At 72.8% G+C, this 15,523-nt stretch carries 14 protein-coding genes and 1 pseudogene; 13 read left to right on the top strand and 2 right to left on the bottom strand.

Features of this window, described 5'->3' with window-relative positions; translation table 11 throughout:
- The first annotated feature begins 37 nt into the window (after positions 1 to 37).
- The gene (gene cobN / locus ACFW22_RS04350; RefSeq protein ID WP_386398700.1) at positions 38 to 3,646 is read left to right on the top strand and encodes a cobaltochelatase subunit CobN; all 3,609 of its coding nucleotides are present in this window, start codon (positions 38 to 40) and stop codon (positions 3,644 to 3,646) included.
- 158 nt (positions 3,647 to 3,804) lie between these two features.
- On the opposite strand, the gene ACFW22_RS04345 is transcribed toward cobN, so the two are convergent.
- Positions 3,805 to 4,800, bottom strand: a complete 996-nt coding sequence (locus ACFW22_RS04345; RefSeq protein WP_386398698.1) for a S8 family peptidase — start codon at positions 4,798 to 4,800, stop codon at positions 3,805 to 3,807.
- A 99-nt stretch (positions 4,801 to 4,899) separates the two neighbouring features.
- Between ACFW22_RS04345 and ACFW22_RS04340 the strand changes: the two genes are divergently transcribed.
- The 6 genes and pseudogenes from ACFW22_RS04340 (at position 4,900) to ACFW22_RS04315 (ending at position 10,500) form a co-directional block, all read left to right on the top strand.
- Positions 4,900 to 5,844, top strand: coding sequence for a hypothetical protein (locus ACFW22_RS04340; RefSeq protein ID WP_386398697.1), 945 nt, complete (start codon positions 4,900 to 4,902; stop codon positions 5,842 to 5,844).
- Between the two features lie 2 nt (positions 5,845 to 5,846).
- On the top strand, positions 5,847 to 6,203 hold the full coding sequence (locus ACFW22_RS04335) for a GntR family transcriptional regulator (protein ID WP_386398695.1): 357 nt from the start codon (positions 5,847 to 5,849) through the stop codon (positions 6,201 to 6,203).
- Positions 6,204 to 6,665: 462 nt separating this feature from the next.
- Positions 6,666 to 6,896, top strand: a pseudogene (locus tag ACFW22_RS04330) (transposase); the annotation flags it as partial.
- 170 nt (positions 6,897 to 7,066) lie between these two features.
- The gene (locus ACFW22_RS04325) at positions 7,067 to 8,239 is read left to right on the top strand and encodes an acyltransferase family protein (protein ID WP_386398694.1); all 1,173 of its coding nucleotides are present in this window, start codon (positions 7,067 to 7,069) and stop codon (positions 8,237 to 8,239) included.
- Positions 8,240 to 8,651: 412 nt separating this feature from the next.
- Positions 8,652 to 9,935: a hypothetical protein gene (locus ACFW22_RS04320; protein ID WP_386398692.1), complete on the top strand. Its 1,284-nt coding sequence runs from the start codon at positions 8,652 to 8,654 to the stop codon at positions 9,933 to 9,935.
- Positions 9,936 to 10,137: 202 nt separating this feature from the next.
- Positions 10,138 to 10,500, top strand: a complete 363-nt coding sequence (locus tag ACFW22_RS04315; RefSeq protein WP_386398691.1) for a hypothetical protein — start codon at positions 10,138 to 10,140, stop codon at positions 10,498 to 10,500.
- A 9-nt stretch (positions 10,501 to 10,509) separates the two neighbouring features.
- Here the strand turns inward: ACFW22_RS04315 and ACFW22_RS04310 are convergent, their stop codons facing one another.
- On the bottom strand, positions 10,510 to 11,283 hold the full coding sequence (locus ACFW22_RS04310; RefSeq protein ID WP_386398689.1) for a class I SAM-dependent methyltransferase: 774 nt from the start codon (positions 11,281 to 11,283) through the stop codon (positions 10,510 to 10,512).
- Between the two features lie 214 nt (positions 11,284 to 11,497).
- On the opposite strand from ACFW22_RS04310, the gene ACFW22_RS04305 reads away from it, so the two are divergent.
- The 6 genes from ACFW22_RS04305 to ACFW22_RS04280 all read left to right on the top strand — a co-directional run bounded on the left by ACFW22_RS04305 (position 11,498) and on the right by ACFW22_RS04280 (position 15,486).
- Positions 11,498 to 12,892 carry a glutamate decarboxylase gene (locus ACFW22_RS04305; RefSeq protein ID WP_386398688.1) on the top strand — a complete coding sequence of 465 codons (1,395 nt, stop codon included), beginning with the start codon at positions 11,498 to 11,500 and terminating at the stop codon, positions 12,890 to 12,892.
- A gap of 93 nt (positions 12,893 to 12,985) precedes the next feature.
- On the top strand, positions 12,986 to 13,396 hold the full coding sequence (locus ACFW22_RS04300; protein ID WP_386398686.1) for a VOC family protein: 411 nt from the start codon (positions 12,986 to 12,988) through the stop codon (positions 13,394 to 13,396).
- A gap of 84 nt (positions 13,397 to 13,480) precedes the next feature.
- On the top strand, positions 13,481 to 13,789 hold the full coding sequence (locus ACFW22_RS04295) for a hypothetical protein (RefSeq protein WP_386398685.1): 309 nt from the start codon (positions 13,481 to 13,483) through the stop codon (positions 13,787 to 13,789).
- A complete protein-coding gene (locus ACFW22_RS04290; protein WP_386398682.1) occupies positions 13,786 to 14,247 on the top strand; it encodes a pyridoxamine 5'-phosphate oxidase family protein in 462 nt (153 codons plus the stop codon). Before ACFW22_RS04295 ends, ACFW22_RS04290 begins: the two co-directional genes overlap by 4 nt.
- 26 nt (positions 14,248 to 14,273) lie before the next feature.
- Positions 14,274 to 14,729 (top strand): iron chaperone, encoded by a 456-nt coding sequence (locus ACFW22_RS04285; protein WP_386398680.1) that lies wholly within the window; start codon positions 14,274 to 14,276, stop codon positions 14,727 to 14,729.
- Positions 14,730 to 14,913: 184 nt separating this feature from the next.
- Entirely contained in the window at positions 14,914 to 15,486 is a 573-nt protein-coding gene (locus ACFW22_RS04280; RefSeq protein WP_386398678.1) for a dihydrofolate reductase family protein, read from the top strand.
- Positions 15,487 to 15,523: the final 37 nt, after the last annotated feature.

The raw sequence follows: 15,523 nt of genomic DNA, 5'->3' as shown, positions 1-15,523 counted from the left end.
GGGGCGCGGACAACCCCGAGGAAGGCCTGAGCTCGCCATGCTCCTGCTGCTGTCGCACTCCGACACCGACCTGCTCAGCGCCCGTGCGGCGAACGCCGCGGCGCCCGGGGACGGACCGGTCGAGTACCGCTTCGCCAACCCCTCCCGCCTGCCCCTCGCCGACCTGCCGGCCCTGCTCGACGGCGTCGACCTGGTCGTCGTCCGCCTCCTCGGCGGCCTCCGCTCCTGGCAGGAGGGGCTGGACGTGCTCCTCGCCGCCGGAAAGCCGGTCGTCGTGCTCAGTGGCGAACAGGCCCCCGACGCCCAGCTGATGGCGGCCTCCACCGTGCCGATCGGCGTCGCCACCGAGGCGCACGCCTACCTGGCGCACGGCGGCCCGGCCAACCTGGCGCAGCTGGCCCACTTCCTCTCCGACACCGTGCTCCTCACCGGCCACGGCTTCGAGGCCCCGGCCGCCACCCCCACCTGGGGCCCCCTGGAGCGCACGGCGCGGAACGAGACCGGCCCGACCGTCGCCGTGCTCTACTACCGCGCCCACCACATGAGCGGGAACACCGCCTTCGTCGACGCCCTGTGCGGGGCGATCGAGGACGCCGGGGCCCGCGCCCTGCCGCTCTACGTGGCCTCCCTGCGCGCCCCCGAGGCGGAGCTCGTCGACACCCTCCGCACCGCCGACGCGATCGTCACCACCGTCCTCGCGGCCGGCGGCACCAAGCCGGCCGAGGCGCAGGCGGGCGGGGACGAGGAGGCCTGGGACGCGGGGGCGCTCGCCGCGCTCGACGTGCCGGTGCTGCAGGCGCTGTGCCTGACCGGCTCGCGCTCCGCCTGGGAGGAGAACGACGAGGGCCTGTCCCCGCTGGACGCGGCCAACCAGATCGCCGTGCCCGAGTTCGACGGCCGGCTGATCACCGTGCCGTTCTCCTTCAAGGAGATCGACGCGGACGGCCTGCCGGCGTACGTGGCGGATGCCGAGCGCGCCGCCCGGGTGGCCGGGATCGCCGTCCGGCACGCCCGGCTGCGGCACGTCCCGAACGCCGAGAAGAAGCTGGCCCTCGTCCTCTCCGCGTACCCGACGAAGCACTCCCGCATCGGCAACGCGGTCGGCCTGGACACCCCGGCCTCCGCCGTCGCCCTGCTGCGGCGCCTGATCGCGGAGGGGTACGACTTCGGGCCCGAGGAGGAGCTGCCCGGTCTGGTCTCCGGCGACGGGGACGAGCTGATCTACGCCCTCATCGAGGCCGGCGGCCACGACCAGGACTGGCTCACCGAGGAACAGCTCGCGAAGAACCCGGTCCGCATCCCCGCCGCCGACTACAAGCGCTGGTACGCGCTCCTCCCGGAGGAGCTGCGCACCGAGGTCGAGGAGCACTGGGGCCCGCCGCCGGGCGAGATGTTCCTGGACCGCTCCCGCAACCCCGAGGGCGACATCGTCCTCGCCGCCCTGCGGCGCGGGAACCTGCTGGTCCTCATCCAGCCGCCGCGCGGCTTCGGGGAGAACCCGATCGCGATCTACCACGACCCCGACCTCCCGCCGTCCCACCACTACCTGGCCGCCTACCGCTGGATCGCCGCCGGCGCCGAGGACGGCGGCTTCGGCGCCGACGCCATGGTCCACCTGGGCAAGCACGGCAACCTGGAGTGGCTGCCGGGCAAGAACGCCGGCCTGTCCGCGGCCTGCGGCCCCGACGCGGCCCTCGGCGACCTGCCCCTGGTCTACCCGTTCCTCGTCAACGACCCGGGCGAGGGCACCCAGGCCAAGCGGCGCGTGCACGCGACCCTCGTCGACCACCTGGTGCCCCCGATGGCCCGCGCCGACTCGTACGGCGACATCGCGCGCCTGGAGCAACTGCTCGACGAGTACGCCCAGATCTCTTCCATGGACCCGGCGAAGCTGCCCGCGATCCGCGCCCAGATCTGGACCCTGATCCAGGCCGCCAAGCTCGACCACGACCTCGGCCTCGACGAGCGCCCCGAGGACGACGGCTTCGACGACTTCCTGCTGCACGTCGACGGTTGGCTGTGCGAGGTCAAGGACGCCCAGATCCGCGACGGCCTGCACGTCCTCGGCGGCGCCCCGGTCGGGGAGGGCAGGGTCAACCTGGTGCTCTCCATCCTGCGGGCCCGCCAGATCTGGGGCGGGACGCAGGCCCTGCCGGGGCTGCGCGAGGCCCTGGGCCTGGACGAGTCGGCCGCCACCCGCACCACCGCCGACGAGGCCGAGGCGAAGGCCCGCGAGCTGGTCGAGGCGATGGAGGCCGCCGGTTGGGACGCGGCGGCCGTCCCCGAGGGGTACGGCCCCGAGGTCCAGGCCGTGCTGCGCTTCGCCTGTGAGCAGGTCGTGCCGCGGCTGGCCGCCACCACGGACGAACTGGCGCACGCCGTGCACGCCCTGAACGGCGGCTTCGTCCCGGCCGGCCCGTCCGGTTCCCCGCTGCGGGGCCTGGTCAACGTGCTGCCCACCGGCCGCAACTTCTACTCCGTCGACCCGAAGGCGGTGCCGTCCCGGCTCGCCTGGGAGACCGGCCAGGCGCTCGCCGACTCGCTCCTGGAGCGCTACCGCACGGACAACGGCGAGTGGCCGACCTCGGTGGGCCTCTCCCTGTGGGGCACGAGCGCGATGCGCACCGCCGGCGACGACGTCGCCGAGGCCCTCGCGCTGCTCGGCGTCCGTCCGCTGTGGGACGAGGCCTCGCGCCGCGTGAACGGCCTGGAGCCGATCCCGCTCGCCGAGCTCGGTCGCCCGCGCATCGACGTCACGCTGCGCATCTCGGGCTTCTTCCGGGACGCCTTCCCGCACGTCATCGGCCTCCTGGACGACGCCGTACGGTTGGTGGCCGGGCTCGACGAGCCGGCCTCGGACAACCACGTGCGGGCGCACGCGCAGGCCGACCTGGCCGAGCACGGCGACGAGCGGCGCGCCACCACCCGCATCTTCGGCTCGCGGCCGGGGACGTACGGCGCGGGCATCCTCCAGCTGATCGACTCGCGCGACTGGCGCACGGACGCCGACCTCGCCGAGGTGTACACGGTGTGGGGCGGGTACGCGTACGGCCGCGGGCTCGAAGGCCGCCCGGCGCGCGACGAGATGGAGACCGCGTACAAGCGGATCGCGGTCGCCGCGAAGAACACGGACACGCGCGAGCACGACATCGCCGACTCCGACGACTACTTCCAGTACCACGGCGGCATGGTCGCGACCGTCCGCGCGCTGAAGGGCACGGCCCCCGAGGCGTACATCGGCGACTCGACCCGCCCGGAGACCGTCCGCACCCGCACGCTCGTCGAGGAGACCTCCCGGGTCTTCCGCGCCCGGGTGGTCAACCCGCGGTGGATCGAGGCGATGCGCCGCCACGGCTACAAGGGCGCGTTCGAGCTCGCGGCGACCGTCGACTACCTCTTCGGGTACGACGCGACGACCGGGGTCGTCGCGGACTGGATGTACGACAAGCTGACGCAGGAGTACGTCCTCGACGCGGAGAACCAGGCCTTCTTGAAGGAGGCCAACCCGTGGGCCCTGCACGGCATCGCGGAGCGGCTCCTCGAAGCGGAGTCGCGGGGGATGTGGGAGAAGCCGGACCCGGAGACCCTGGCCGCCCTGCGCCAGGTGTTCCTGGAGACCGAGGGCGACCTGGAGGGCGAGGACTGATCCCCGCGGGGCGGGTGCCGGAGCCGTGCGGGGGAGCCGCTCCGTAACCCGCCCCGCGGCCCCCGGCCGGCCGGGGGAACCCCTTCGGCGCGCCGGTGGACCGCGCCCCGCTCCGGCGGGCCCGGTGCGGCCGTCCGTGGGCGGCCCCCCGGGCGGGGCTACTGCCCCTTCGCGGCCTGCACCGCTGCCGCCGCGTCGACGTTCCCGAGCCCCAATTTGGGCAGTTGGCCGGGGTTGGCGGCGGTGTCGCGGATCGTCTGCATGATCGCCGCCGGGTCCAGGCCCTGCTGGTGCAGGAGCGCGGCCACGGCGGAGACGTACGGCGCGGCCATCGAGGTGCCGGACAGCCTCCCGTACCCCGTGGTGTTCTTCACGGTCTCCTTCGCGGTGTGGGTCGGGAGCGTCGAGACGATGTCGACGCCGGGGGCCGACACGGCGTTCTGCGCGCCGAAGTTGGTGAAGGAGGCCGGTGCCCCGTTCCGGTCGGACGCGTTGACCACCAGGACCGGGGTGTCGACCTTGTAGGGCTGGAGCACGGTGGCGTCGTTGCCCGCCGCGGCGACCACCACCGCGCCCTTGCCGTTCGCGTGGGTGATGGCCTGGTTGAGGATGCCGCCCTTGAGGAGGCGGGCCATCAGGCCGGACTCTCCGAGGGAGAGGTTGATGACGTGGGCGCCGTGGTCGGCGGCCCAGACGATGCCCTTGGTGATGTTCGCGTCGCTGCCGCTGCCGTTCGCGCCGAGCACCCGGACCGGCATGATCTTGGCCTCGGGGGCGCCGCCCGCGATGCCGACGCCGTTGTCGGCGCCGGCGGCGGCGATGCCGGAGACGTGGGTCCCGTGGCCGTTGAGGTCCGTGGGCTCGTCGTCGCCGTCGACGAAGTCGTAGCCGTCGACGAGCCGCCCCTTCAGATCGGGGTGGTCGGGGTCCACGCCGGTGTCGACGACGGCGATGACGGTGTCCGTGCCCTTGGCGGTGCCCCAGGCGTCCGGGAGCTTCAGCGCGTCCAGGGCCCACTGCTCGCCGCGCAGCGGGTCGGGCTCGCCGTCGTCGCCGCAGCCGGTGACGAGGCCGGCGGTGAGGACGGCGAAGGCGGCGAAGGAGGCGAGGGCGGTGGGCCGGCGGCGCATGAAGATCTCCCCGTTCGTCGGCATGTGGCCCAGTGAACAGCCGGTTTCGGTGCCCCGCATCTCGACGGGACCTCGACGGCAACCCCTATTGTTCTAGTAGAGTGCAAACAAGGGAGGTTTTCCGTGAACCGTGCCACGCTCCGTCTCCGCGCGCTCGCCGCGCTGCCCTTCGTCCTCGCGCTCGTCGCCCAGCTGCTGCTGCTCGCCCTCTTCCACGACCGGCTGCCCGATCGACTGGCCGTCCACTTCGGCCCCGAAGGCGCCGACGGCTTCGCCGGTCGCACTGCCTACGGCGTGATCAGCGCCGCCCTGCTCCTCGGACTCGGCACCGGCTGGACGCTCCTCGTCCGCCGCACCGCCCTGTGGGGCGCCTGGGCGACCGCCGGCTTCACCGGCGCGCTCCTCGCCCTCCTGGTACGGGACAACCTGGACGCCGTCGATGCGGCCCGGGTCGTCTCGCCCCCCACCGACCTCGCCCTCGCGGCGGCCGCCGCCGCCCTCCTCGCCGCCGTCGGCCTGGCCCTCACCCGGCTCGTCCCCGAAGGGGAGCCGGCCGGCGTCTCCGTCGACGCGGACGCCCCGCGGCTTCCGCTCGGCGCGGGCGAGGTCGCCGGCTGGACCCGCACCACCGGCTCCCGGCCGCTCACCGCCCTCGCGGTGCTCGCGCTCGTCGCGGCCCCGGTCGTCCTCCTCCTCGCGCCCTGGCCGCTCGCCCTGCTCGGCCTCGTCGGCCTCGTCATCGGCGTGCCCGGCCTCGCCCTCGCCCGCATCCGGGTCAGCGTCGACCGGCACGGCCTCACCGTCCGGCCCTCGTTCGCCTCCCGGCCCCGCGTCCGGGTCCCGCTCGACGAGGTCGCCGGCGCCGACGTCCGGAACGTCGACGCCCTCGCCGACTTCGGCGGTTGGGGTTACCGGGTCCGGGCCCACCGGACGGGCGTGGTGCTGCGCTCCGGCGAAGCCCTCGTCGTGCGGCGCCCCGGCGGCCGGGAGTTCGCGGTCACCGTGCCCGACGCGCGGACCGCCGCCGCCCTGCTCAACACCCTTGCCGAACGGCATGGGAAGGTCTGACCGTGCTCTTCCGTGTCGACCCGGCCTCCGCCGTGCCCCTCGGCGACCAGATCGCCGCCTGCGTCCGCGGTGCGCTCGCCGACGGCTCCGCCGCCCCCGGCGAGCGCCTCCCGGCCGCCCGGGAACTCGCCGACTCCCTCGGCGTCAACGTCCACACCGTCCTGCGCGGCTACCAGCGGCTCCGCGAGGAGGGCCTGATCGAACTCCGGCGCGGCAGGGGCGCCGTCGTCATCCCCGGGGCCACCGCACCCGGTCGGGCCCGGCTCCTCGCCCGGCTCCGCGAGGCGGCGGAGGAGGCCCGTGGGCTCGGACTGACGGAGGCGGAGTTCCTGGAACTGGCGCGCACGAGCCTGGGGTAGGGGACTCCGCACCCGCTCCGGTCCGCGGATCAGCGCCCCCGCCGGGAGCGTCGCGAGGCCCTCGACCGCCCGACCGAAGGGGCGCCCGTCGTTCCCTTCCGTCCCGCGGCCCGGACGGGGGAGGGCGGGGACGCCCGGCGGGGTCCACGGCGGGTCGTCGGCGGGCAGCGGTTCCGCCCCGTGCGCATCGGGTCCCGCCCCTGCGATCCGCCCCCGTTATGTTTTCGCGGTCCTGCAAGAGGGCCGCTGGCCTCCGGGCCCGGCATGACCGTGTCCCCCTGTCGAACGGATGACCCGGGGGGGTGGTGTCACCGGGCCCGAGGGGTGCCGTCGGAGACGCTGATAAGAGGTCCGACCACCGCCTGACCAGGCGCGATGCCTGGTCGTTCGCGGGCGGCAGGTCTGCACGACGTGGATGCGCGCGCACGACACCGATGCCAAGGCCAGTCCACCTCCGTATCGGCGCCCTCCCTGACCGTCGCCCGCGATGCGGGCTGCCAGGTCGCCTACCTGCCCGGCCTTGCCATGCGGCGGATCGCCGACCTCTACCCCGGCGAGGCGAAGACCGACGCGAAGGACGCGGCGGTGATCGCGGACGGTGCCCGCACCATGCCGCACACCCTGCGCTCGCTGGAGCTGACCGCCGAGATCACCGCCGAGCGCACCGTCCTGACCGGCTTCGACTGGAGCCTCATGCCCCGGTGCCCAGGTGTCCACGACCAAGGGGAAGCTTCAACTCATCGCACAACCCTATGGCCTGTCTGGTGGTCGAACGGCCGAGAGATCCACAGCACGTCCGGCCTTTGGGGGGGCGGGTAGCCCACAAGGGGGGCAGTGGAGCCGGTACGAACGACAGATGGACGATGCAGGTGGAACAGAAGACAGCGGTCGGCTTCGAGGCGGGGCGCGCCGAGCGCGTGGTGACCGGGTCGAGGGTGGTGGTGCTGCCGTCTGCCCGTCGGGACCGGCTCGCGGCCCTGGACGGGCTGCGGTTCCTGGCCGCGCTTGCCGTCGTCCTGTTCCACTTCGTCGGGCAGACCAGGTGGGCGATGATCCACATCTGGGGGCTGCCGTACCAGAGCCTGTTCCCCCAAGCGCACGAGTACTTCGCCTTCGGTAGGCTCGGGGTCGACCTGTTCTTCCTGATCAGCGGGTTCGTCATCTGCATGAGCGCGTGGGGGCGCTCACCACGTGACTTCTTCATCTCCCGGGTGACCCGCCTGTACCCGATGTACTGGATCGCGATCGTGGTGTCGGCGTGCGTCGTCTACACGGTCGACACGCCGTTCGGCCGTCCCAATCCGCGGGTGCTGTTCTCCAACTTCACGATGCTCCAGATGCCGCTCGGGATGGAGAGCCTGGACCCGGTCTACTGGACCCTCTGGCCCGAGCTGTGCTTCTACCTGGCCTTCGCGGTCGTGGTGTGGAAGGGCCTCACCTACCAGCGCGTCGTGGTCTTCTGCGGGGTGTGGACGGTCGCCGCGGTGCTCACGCCCGCCGCGGGCGTGCCGCTGCTGACGGTGTTGGTCAACCCGGCGTCGGCGCCGTACTTCATTGCCGGCATGGCCTTCTACCTCATGTACCGGTTCCGGCCGACCCCGGTCCTGTGGGGCGTCGTCGGCATGTCGTGGTTGCTGTCGCTGCACTTCCTTCTGAACCCGCACGGTCGCAACAACTGGGCCACGTGGGCGCCCTGGCGCGGCTGGCTGGTGCTGGTGGTCACGGTGTTCTTCCTGCTCATAGCTGCCATCGCGCTGGGCTGGACGCGGCGGATCCGCTGGCGCGGGCTGACCGTCGCGGGGACGCTGACCTTCCCGCTGTACCTGCTGCACGACGTCATCGGCATGACCATCGTGCACCACTACGGCACGAAGGTGGACCCCTGGGTGCTGGTCGGGGTCACGGTCGCCGGTCTGATCGTCCTGTCGTACCTGGTGCAGCGTTTCCTCGAACGTCCGCTCGCGAAGTTCGTGGGACGGTCGCTGCGGAGCGCGGCCTTCGACCTTCCGCTCGGGCGTCCCCGGGGCAGCTGCTGAAAGAAGAGGGGGGGTGAGGGCCCTCGTCCAAGAGGGCGAGCAGGCTGTCGGGGGCACCGGTGCGGCTGACGGTGTGGAGCCGGTCGGGGTGTGCGAGCTTGCGGTAGATCTCGACGTCGGTGTGGTTCTCGTCGGCAAGGTCCATGGCGTACTTCCGTGAAGCGGAGCGGCTGCGGGCGGTGGGAGCGGCACCGCGGGCGCGCCCAGGCGGCGAGGGCTGGTGGCCTGGCTCACTGGTGAGTGCCGTCGTCGCCCCGCGCAGGCCCGCAGCAGTGCACCGCCGTCGACGGGGCCCGCCCGAGAGGCGTCGGCGGGGTGCGCGGACGGGACCCGTACGCCATGCCCCGGGCGACAAAGCGGACCGACATGCACAGAATCGTCCTGGAACATTCCCTCGGGAGAGGTGGGCGACATGGGCGACCCCGCTGGTGACGGCAGCGACGAACTCTCGCTGCTCCGGGCCCGGGTGGCCGCCCTCGAAGCGGACCGGACCGCCGCTCCGCCGCCCCGCCACCGCCTCCGCTCCTTCTGTGCCGCCCTGCTCATCGTGATCGGCTGCCTCCTCGTCCCGCTGGGCATCGTCGCCTCCTGGACCGCGGACATCGTCGGCGACACCGACCGTTACGTGCAGACGGTCACCCCCCTCGCCTCGGACCCGGACGTCCAGGCCGCCGTCGCCGACCGGGTCACCACCGCCGTCATGGAGCACGTCGACCTGCCCGCCCTGCTCCAGGGCGTGGCACCCGACCAGCGCCCCCTCGCGGAGAAGGCCCTCGGCGCCCTGGGCGACTCGCTGCAGAGCGCGGTCGCCAGCTTCGTCCACGACCGGGCGCAGGACGTGGTCGCCTCCTCGGCGTTCAAGACGATCTGGGTCGATGCCAACCGGGCGATCCACACCTCCCTCGACCGGGCGCTGACCGGCAGCGACGACGGAGCCGTGAAGATCGAGACGGACGAGGTCACCATCGACCTGGCGCCGCTGATCGAACGGGTGAAGGAACGCCTCGTCGACTCCGGGCTCACGGTCGCGGGCAGCATCCCCGAGATCCACACCGACTTCACGGTGGTCAGGTCCGATGACATCGGCAAGGTGAAGACCGGTTTCGGGCTGCTCCAACTGTTGGGCGTGTGGCTGCCGGTGATCGCCGTGCTGCTCGTCGCGGGCGGCGTGCTGCTCGCCGTGCGCCGCCGCCGCACCCTGATCGCCGCGGCCCTCGGCGTCGCCGTCGCGGCCCTCGTCCTCGGCGTCGCCCTCACCGTCTTCCGCACGGTCTACCTGAACGCCCTGCCCGCCGACGTCTCCCCCGCGGCCGCCGGCGCCGTCTACGACACCCTGATCCGCTTCCTCCGCACCTCGGTCCGGGTGTTCGCGACCCTCGGCGTCCTGATCGCCCTCGCCGCCTGGCTCTCCGGCCCGAGCCGCCCCGCCGTGCTCACCCGCGGCCTCTGGCGCTCCGGCATCACCGCGACCCGCGCCACCGCCGACCGCGCGGGCCTGCGGCTGGGCCCGGTGGGGCCGTTCGTCCGCCAGTACCGCAGCTGGATCACCTGGATCCTCGTCGCGGCGGCTGCCGCGGCCTGCGTCTTCTGGCCCCACCCCACCGGCTGGGTCATCGTCGGCATCGCCCTCGGCCTGCTCTTCGCCCTGGCCGTGACGGCCTTCCTGGCGGAGGAACCCGCCGAGCACGTGCCGTAGCCGGGGGGCACGCCCCCCACCGGCACTCCGGGCGCACGGGCACGTTCGTGCCGGCGCGGGCGTGCGCTCCGGAGCGCAGGTGGGCGGGCTTCCGGCCCGGGGCGTCCCCTCCCGCGCCTCCGCCCGCACCGCGGCGCACGTCGACACCGCGCCGCGCCAAGGACCCCCGCACCGGGGGCCCGCGCGCCTAGAATCGACTTCCATGTCGATCCCTGACGAGTTGCTCGTCGACGTCGCCGCCACCGTGGAATCCGGGCGGAGCAACCAGATGTCCCTGACCGTGGTCGCGGGAGGCGTGGTCATCACCGGGCGGTTGGCGCCCGAAGCCCTGTGGAGACAGCGGGTGTCGGAGGTCCTGACGGATTCGGACCGGCTGGGCGAGTTCTCCCGGGTGTTCTCCCCGGTGGACCGCAAGCACGAGAAGCCCCCCACCCACCTCCACTTCCACCTCGCCCGGATCCTCCAGGGCACGGTGGGCATGCCCGCGACCGGCGGGATGTACCGGGTCGCCATCGCCGACGTCAGCGCCTGGACGGTGGGGGACTTCAGCTACTCCGACAGCTGATCGGCACGGCTACTGCTTGACCCCGGACACCACGAGGAACGGCGGGTGCCCCGCTTCCGCGGGGTCGCCCCCGAGCTGCGCCGACCGGTGGGTGAGGACCGGTTCGTGGACGTCCAGGTCGGTGAAGCCGGCCTTGCCGAGCACGTCGAGGTAGGTCTGGCACGGCCAGTGGTGGTCGACGAACTCCAGCGGATCGTCCGTGCCGGGCCGTTCGCGACGGGACCGTCGCCGCTCGCCCTTGGTGTAGACGCGACCGGGTTCGCCGCTGCGGAAGGTGGAGAACCGGATGCCCGTGGTGCGGGGGTTGGCGTCCAGGACGGCGCACCGGCCGCCGGGGCGCAGCACCCGGTGCATCTCTGCGGCGATGTCGTGCAGGACGGCGACCTCGCCGGCGGTGACGAAGACGAAGCAGGCCATGGCGGCGTCGACGGAACCGTCGGCGAGGAAGGCGGGCCCCTCGTCGCCGATCAGCCGGTAGTCGATGCGCGGGTGCGGGCGTCGCCCGCGGGCGATCTCCAACATGCGGGGCGAGACGTCGACGGCCACCACGCTCGCTTCGGAGGCCTCCACGACCCGGGTGGCGACCTTGCCGGGCCCGCAGCCGTAGTCCAGGACCGTGCGCACGGCGGAGGAGCCGATGCCGAGGGCGTGGAAGACGGCCGGGTAGCCGATCAGGCGCTCGGGCAGGTCGTCGTACGCCTCGATCGCCTCGGCGGGGTCGGAGTCGTCGACGGGCCCGGCGGGGTCCTGCCGGTCGGTGCCGCTGAAGGCGTGGGGGGTCATGTGAAGGGCCTTTCCGCTCTCGGCGTCCGCTCGCGACTTCCGCCGGTGATCCACTTCGTCCGGAACGTACTGGTCGGAGGGGCGGTAGGACAGGGCCTCGGCGTCCCGCTCACCCGGGTGGGCCAATGCGGGGGCCGACCGTCGGGCGCCCCCTCCCGCCCCGTGCGTTGATGGGGAGGAACGTCGAGAAGCACCGCCGATCGAAGGGGGAGCCGTGGCGCTCCACGAGATGAAGGGCCCGACGGGCGCGGACGCGGCCACGGACGTGTTCGCCTCCGCCCTCAGCGAGCGGGTCCTGCCGAAGCACCGGATGCCGGAGGACTCCAACCTCCCCAGGGTCGTCTACGCCATGCTCCACAACGAGCTGCTGCTCGACGGCAACGCGGCGCAGAACCTGGCGACCTTCTGCACCACGTGGTCGGACGACGAGGTGCGCCGGCTGATGGGCGAGTGCCTCGACAAGAACATGATCGACAAGGACGAGTACCCGCAGACCGCCGAGATCGAGTCGCGGTGCGTGAACATCCTGGCCGACCTGTGGAACGCCCCCGGCAGCGCGACCGGTGAGGGCACCGCGATCGGCTGCTCCACCACCGGCTCCAGCGAGGCCGCCATGCTCGGGGGGCTCGCCCTGAAGTGGCGGTGGCGCGAACGGCGGCGCGCCGAGGGCAAGTCCACCGACCGCCCCAACCTCGTCACCGGTCCCGTGCAGATCTGCTGGGACAAGTTCGCCCGGTACTTCGACGTCGAACTGCGGCAGGTGCCCCTGGAGCCCGGCGCCACCGGGCTGCGTCCGCACCAACTCCGCGACCACGTCGACGAGAACACCATCGGCGTCGTCGCCATCCTCGGCGTCACCTTCACCTGCGACTACGAGCCGGTCGCCGAGATCGCCGCCGAACTCGACCGCATCCAGCAGGAGACGGGACTCGACGTCCCGATCCACGTCGACGCGGCCAGCGGCGGCTTCATCGCCCCCTTCCTCCACCGCGACCTCGTCTGGGACTTCCGGCTCCCGCGGGTCTCCTCCATCAACGCCTCCGGCCACAAGTACGGCCTCGCGCCCCTCGGCGTGGGCTGGGCCGTCTGGCGCACCGCGGACCTGCTGCCGGAGGACCTCGTCTTCCGGGTGAACTACCTGGGCGGCGACATCCCGACCTTCGCGCTGAACTTCTCCCGTCCCGGCGGCGAGATCATCGCCCAGTACTACACCTTCCTCCGCCTGGGACGGGCCGGCTACCGGCGCGTCCAGCAGGCCTGTGCGCTGACCGCCCAGTACCTGGCCGAACAGGTCGCGGCCATGGGCCCGTTCACCCTGCTCTACGACGGGAAGGGGGCGCTGCCGGCCGTCTCGTACACCCTCACCGACCCGGCGGGCGCGGGCTTCAGCCTCTACGACCTCTCCGACCAGCTCCGGATGCGCGGCTGGCAGGTTCCGGCCTACCCGCTGCCCGCCGACCGGCAGGAGACGGTCATCCAGCGCGTCCTGATCCGGCACGGCATCGGCCGCGACGAGATCGACCTCCTGGTCCAGGACCTCCGCCGCTCGCTGGACCGTCTGACGAAGGGCGTGCCGGCGGACGCGCAGCGCGGCGGATTCCACCACTGAGACGACCTCGCAGGACCGGTGCCGGAACGTCCGTCCGGCACCGGTCAGAATTCGAGAAGCGCCGTGCCCGGGGCCGCCACTAGCGTGAGGGCCATGGACATCACCATTCACACCAGCGTCCTGCCGCACGAGGACCCGGACGCCTCCGTGGCGTTCTACCGGGACGCCCTCGGCTTCGAGGTGCGGAGCGACGTCGGGCAGGGCGCCATGCGCTGGATCACGGTCGGCCCCGTCGGCCGGCCGGACACGTCCCTCCTGCTGGCCCCGCCGGCCGCCGACCCCGGCGTCACCGAGGCCGAGCGGCGCACCATCGCCGAGATGATGGCCAAGGGCACCTACGGCTGGATCCTCCTCGCCACCCCGGACCTCGACGCCGTCTTCGAGAAGGTGCGGGCCGCCGACGCGGAGGTCGTGCAGGAGCCGACGGAGCAGCCGTACGGGGTCCGCGACTGTGCGTTCCGCGACCCCGCGGGCAATCTGATCCGCATCCAGGAACTGCGCTGACCCCGTCGCACCGGACGGTTCCCGCGGGTGCCGCGACCCCTCGTCGGCCCGCGGCTCCCCCACCTCCCACCGAGAGGAGTTCCCGTGTGCCACCCGGGATGGGCACGTGCCCGCACGACCGCGCAACGCCTGGACGACCTCGCACGACTGCGCCGCGTGCGCGACCGGATCGACCGTGAGCACGACCGCCCCCTGGACGTCCTGGCGCTGGCCCGCGACGCGGGCACGACGGCCGGCCTGCTGAGCCGCCAGTTCCGGACCGCGTACGGGGACACCCCGTACGGCTACCTCCTCCGGCGCCGGGCGGAGCGTGCGGCGAGGCTGCAGCACCCCACCACGACACCCCCGCCCGCCCCGCGGGAACGACTCGACACGGAGAGGTCGGCGACATGACGGAGGCGCCGCCGCGCGGACTCGCGCAGCGACTGGAGGACACCCGGGCCCGGCTGGAGGAGGACGTCGACCTCTGGATCGCCTCGGCGGGCCCCTCGGAGACCTCCGGAGCCCACCTCGTCCCGCTCTCCTTCCTGTGGGACGGGACCGCGCTCCTGATCTCGACGCCGCGCGCCTCGATCACCGGCCGCAACCTGCTCGCGGACGGTCGGGTGCGCGCGGCCCTCGGCCCGACCCGCGACGTCGTCCTCGTCGACGGCACCGCAGAACCGGTGGACCTGGCCGACCTGCCTCCCGGAACGGGCGAGGCGTTCAAGGACAAGACGGGCTTCGACCCGCGCGAACTCAAAGACTCCTATCAGTACTTCCTGATCAGACCGCACCGCGTGCAGGCCTGGCGCGAGGCGAACGAACTGCAGGGCCGCACCCTGATGCGCAACGGCGCATGGCTGGCCTGACCACCCCACGGAGAGAGGATCCCACCATGACCGACGAGCAGGCTTCCGGCGCGTCCTACGACGGCTTCACGGCGGAGGAGCGGGACGCGATGAAGGAGCGCGCCAAGGAGCTGAAGGCGACCACCCGCCGCGGGGCGCGCAAAGCGAAGGCGGACACCGAACCGGAGGTCCTCGCGAAGATGGCCGAGATGCCGGACGAGGACCGGGTCCTCGCCGAGCGGGTGCACGCCCTCGTCAAGGAGCACGCACCGCACCTCACCGCGAAGCTCTGGTACGGCATGCCGGCCTACGCCAGGGACGGCAAGGTCGTCTGCTTCTTCCAGAGCGCCCAGAAGTTCAAGTCCCGCTACGCGACGCTCGGTTTCAGCGACCAGGCCGGTCTCGACGAGGACGTCATGTGGCCCACCGCGTACGCCCTCACGGCCCTGGACCCCGCCACCGAGAAGCGCATCGCCGCCCTCCTCGCCCGGGCCGCGGGCTGAGCGGGGCGGCAACCGGAGCGGGTCCCCGACGCCGTTCGGGCAGGCATTTCGAGAAAAGTCCGCGGCGACCGATGAGTTCCTTCATGATCGGCAGTCGTCATACATGGTTGGTGCGCAACGGCCCCGGACGGGGGCGCGGCGTGCGGACCGCTCCACACCGGACACGAGACACTGAGGATCTGGCATGCGCACTCTCATCAGCACCGCGTTCATCTCGCTCGACGGCGTCGTCGAGGCCCCCGGTGGCGAGCCCGGCTACCGGAACTCGGGGTGGACCTTCAAGCACACCGAGTTCCTGCCCGAGGCGTTCGAGATCAAGGAGCGGGAGCAGAAGGAGTCCACCGCCATCCTGATGGGCCGCACCAGCTACGAGGCCTTCAGCCCCGTGTGGCCGGACATGGCGGACTTCGCCGACTACAAGACGATGCCGAAGTACGTCGTCTCCACCACGCTCACCGAGGACGACCTGGTCGACAACTGGGGCGAGACCACGATCCTGCGCTCGCTCGACGAGGTCGCCGCCCTGAAGGAGACCGAGGGCGGCCCGATCATCGTCCACGGCAGTGCCTCCCTCAACCAGGCCCTTTCCGACGCCGGGCTGATCGACCGCTACCACCTCCTGGTCTTCCCGCTGCTGCTCGGCGCCGGCAAGCGCCTGTTCAGCACGACGGACAAGGACGTGCAGAAGCTGAAGCTGGTCGAGCACGAGGCCTACCCCAACGGCCTGCAGAAGAACGTCTTCGACGTCGTCCGCTGATGCGTGCGGCGGGCGCGGGGCACCCGTGGGGGCCCGG

This window comes from Streptomyces sp. NPDC058872 (genome assembly GCF_042743065.1).
Lineage (GTDB): Bacteria > Actinomycetota > Actinomycetes > Streptomycetales > Streptomycetaceae > Streptomyces.
Note: the sequence above shows the minus strand (reverse complement) of the source record. Positions and strands in the feature narration are given on the sequence as shown.

Coding starts and splice junctions, on each gene's coding strand:
- ACFW22_RS04300 (WP_386398686.1), top strand. CDS start 12,986: ATGGACATCACCATTCACACCAGCGTCCTGCCGCACGAGGACCCGGAC.
- cobN (WP_386398700.1), top strand. CDS start 38: ATGCTCCTGCTGCTGTCGCACTCCGACACCGACCTGCTCAGCGCCCGT.
- ACFW22_RS04280 (WP_386398678.1), top strand. CDS start 14,914: ATGCGCACTCTCATCAGCACCGCGTTCATCTCGCTCGACGGCGTCGTC.
- ACFW22_RS04310 (WP_386398689.1), bottom strand. CDS start 11,283: ATGACCCCCCACGCCTTCAGCGGCACCGACCGGCAGGACCCCGCCGGG.
- ACFW22_RS04285 (WP_386398680.1), top strand. CDS start 14,274: ATGACCGACGAGCAGGCTTCCGGCGCGTCCTACGACGGCTTCACGGCG.
- ACFW22_RS04290 (WP_386398682.1), top strand. CDS start 13,786: ATGACGGAGGCGCCGCCGCGCGGACTCGCGCAGCGACTGGAGGACACC.
- ACFW22_RS04345 (WP_386398698.1), bottom strand. CDS start 4,800: ATGCCGACGAACGGGGAGATCTTCATGCGCCGCCGGCCCACCGCCCTC.
- ACFW22_RS04325 (WP_386398694.1), top strand. CDS start 7,067: ATGCAGGTGGAACAGAAGACAGCGGTCGGCTTCGAGGCGGGGCGCGCC.
- ACFW22_RS04315 (WP_386398691.1), top strand. CDS start 10,138: ATGTCGATCCCTGACGAGTTGCTCGTCGACGTCGCCGCCACCGTGGAA.
- ACFW22_RS04320 (WP_386398692.1), top strand. CDS start 8,652: ATGGGCGACCCCGCTGGTGACGGCAGCGACGAACTCTCGCTGCTCCGG.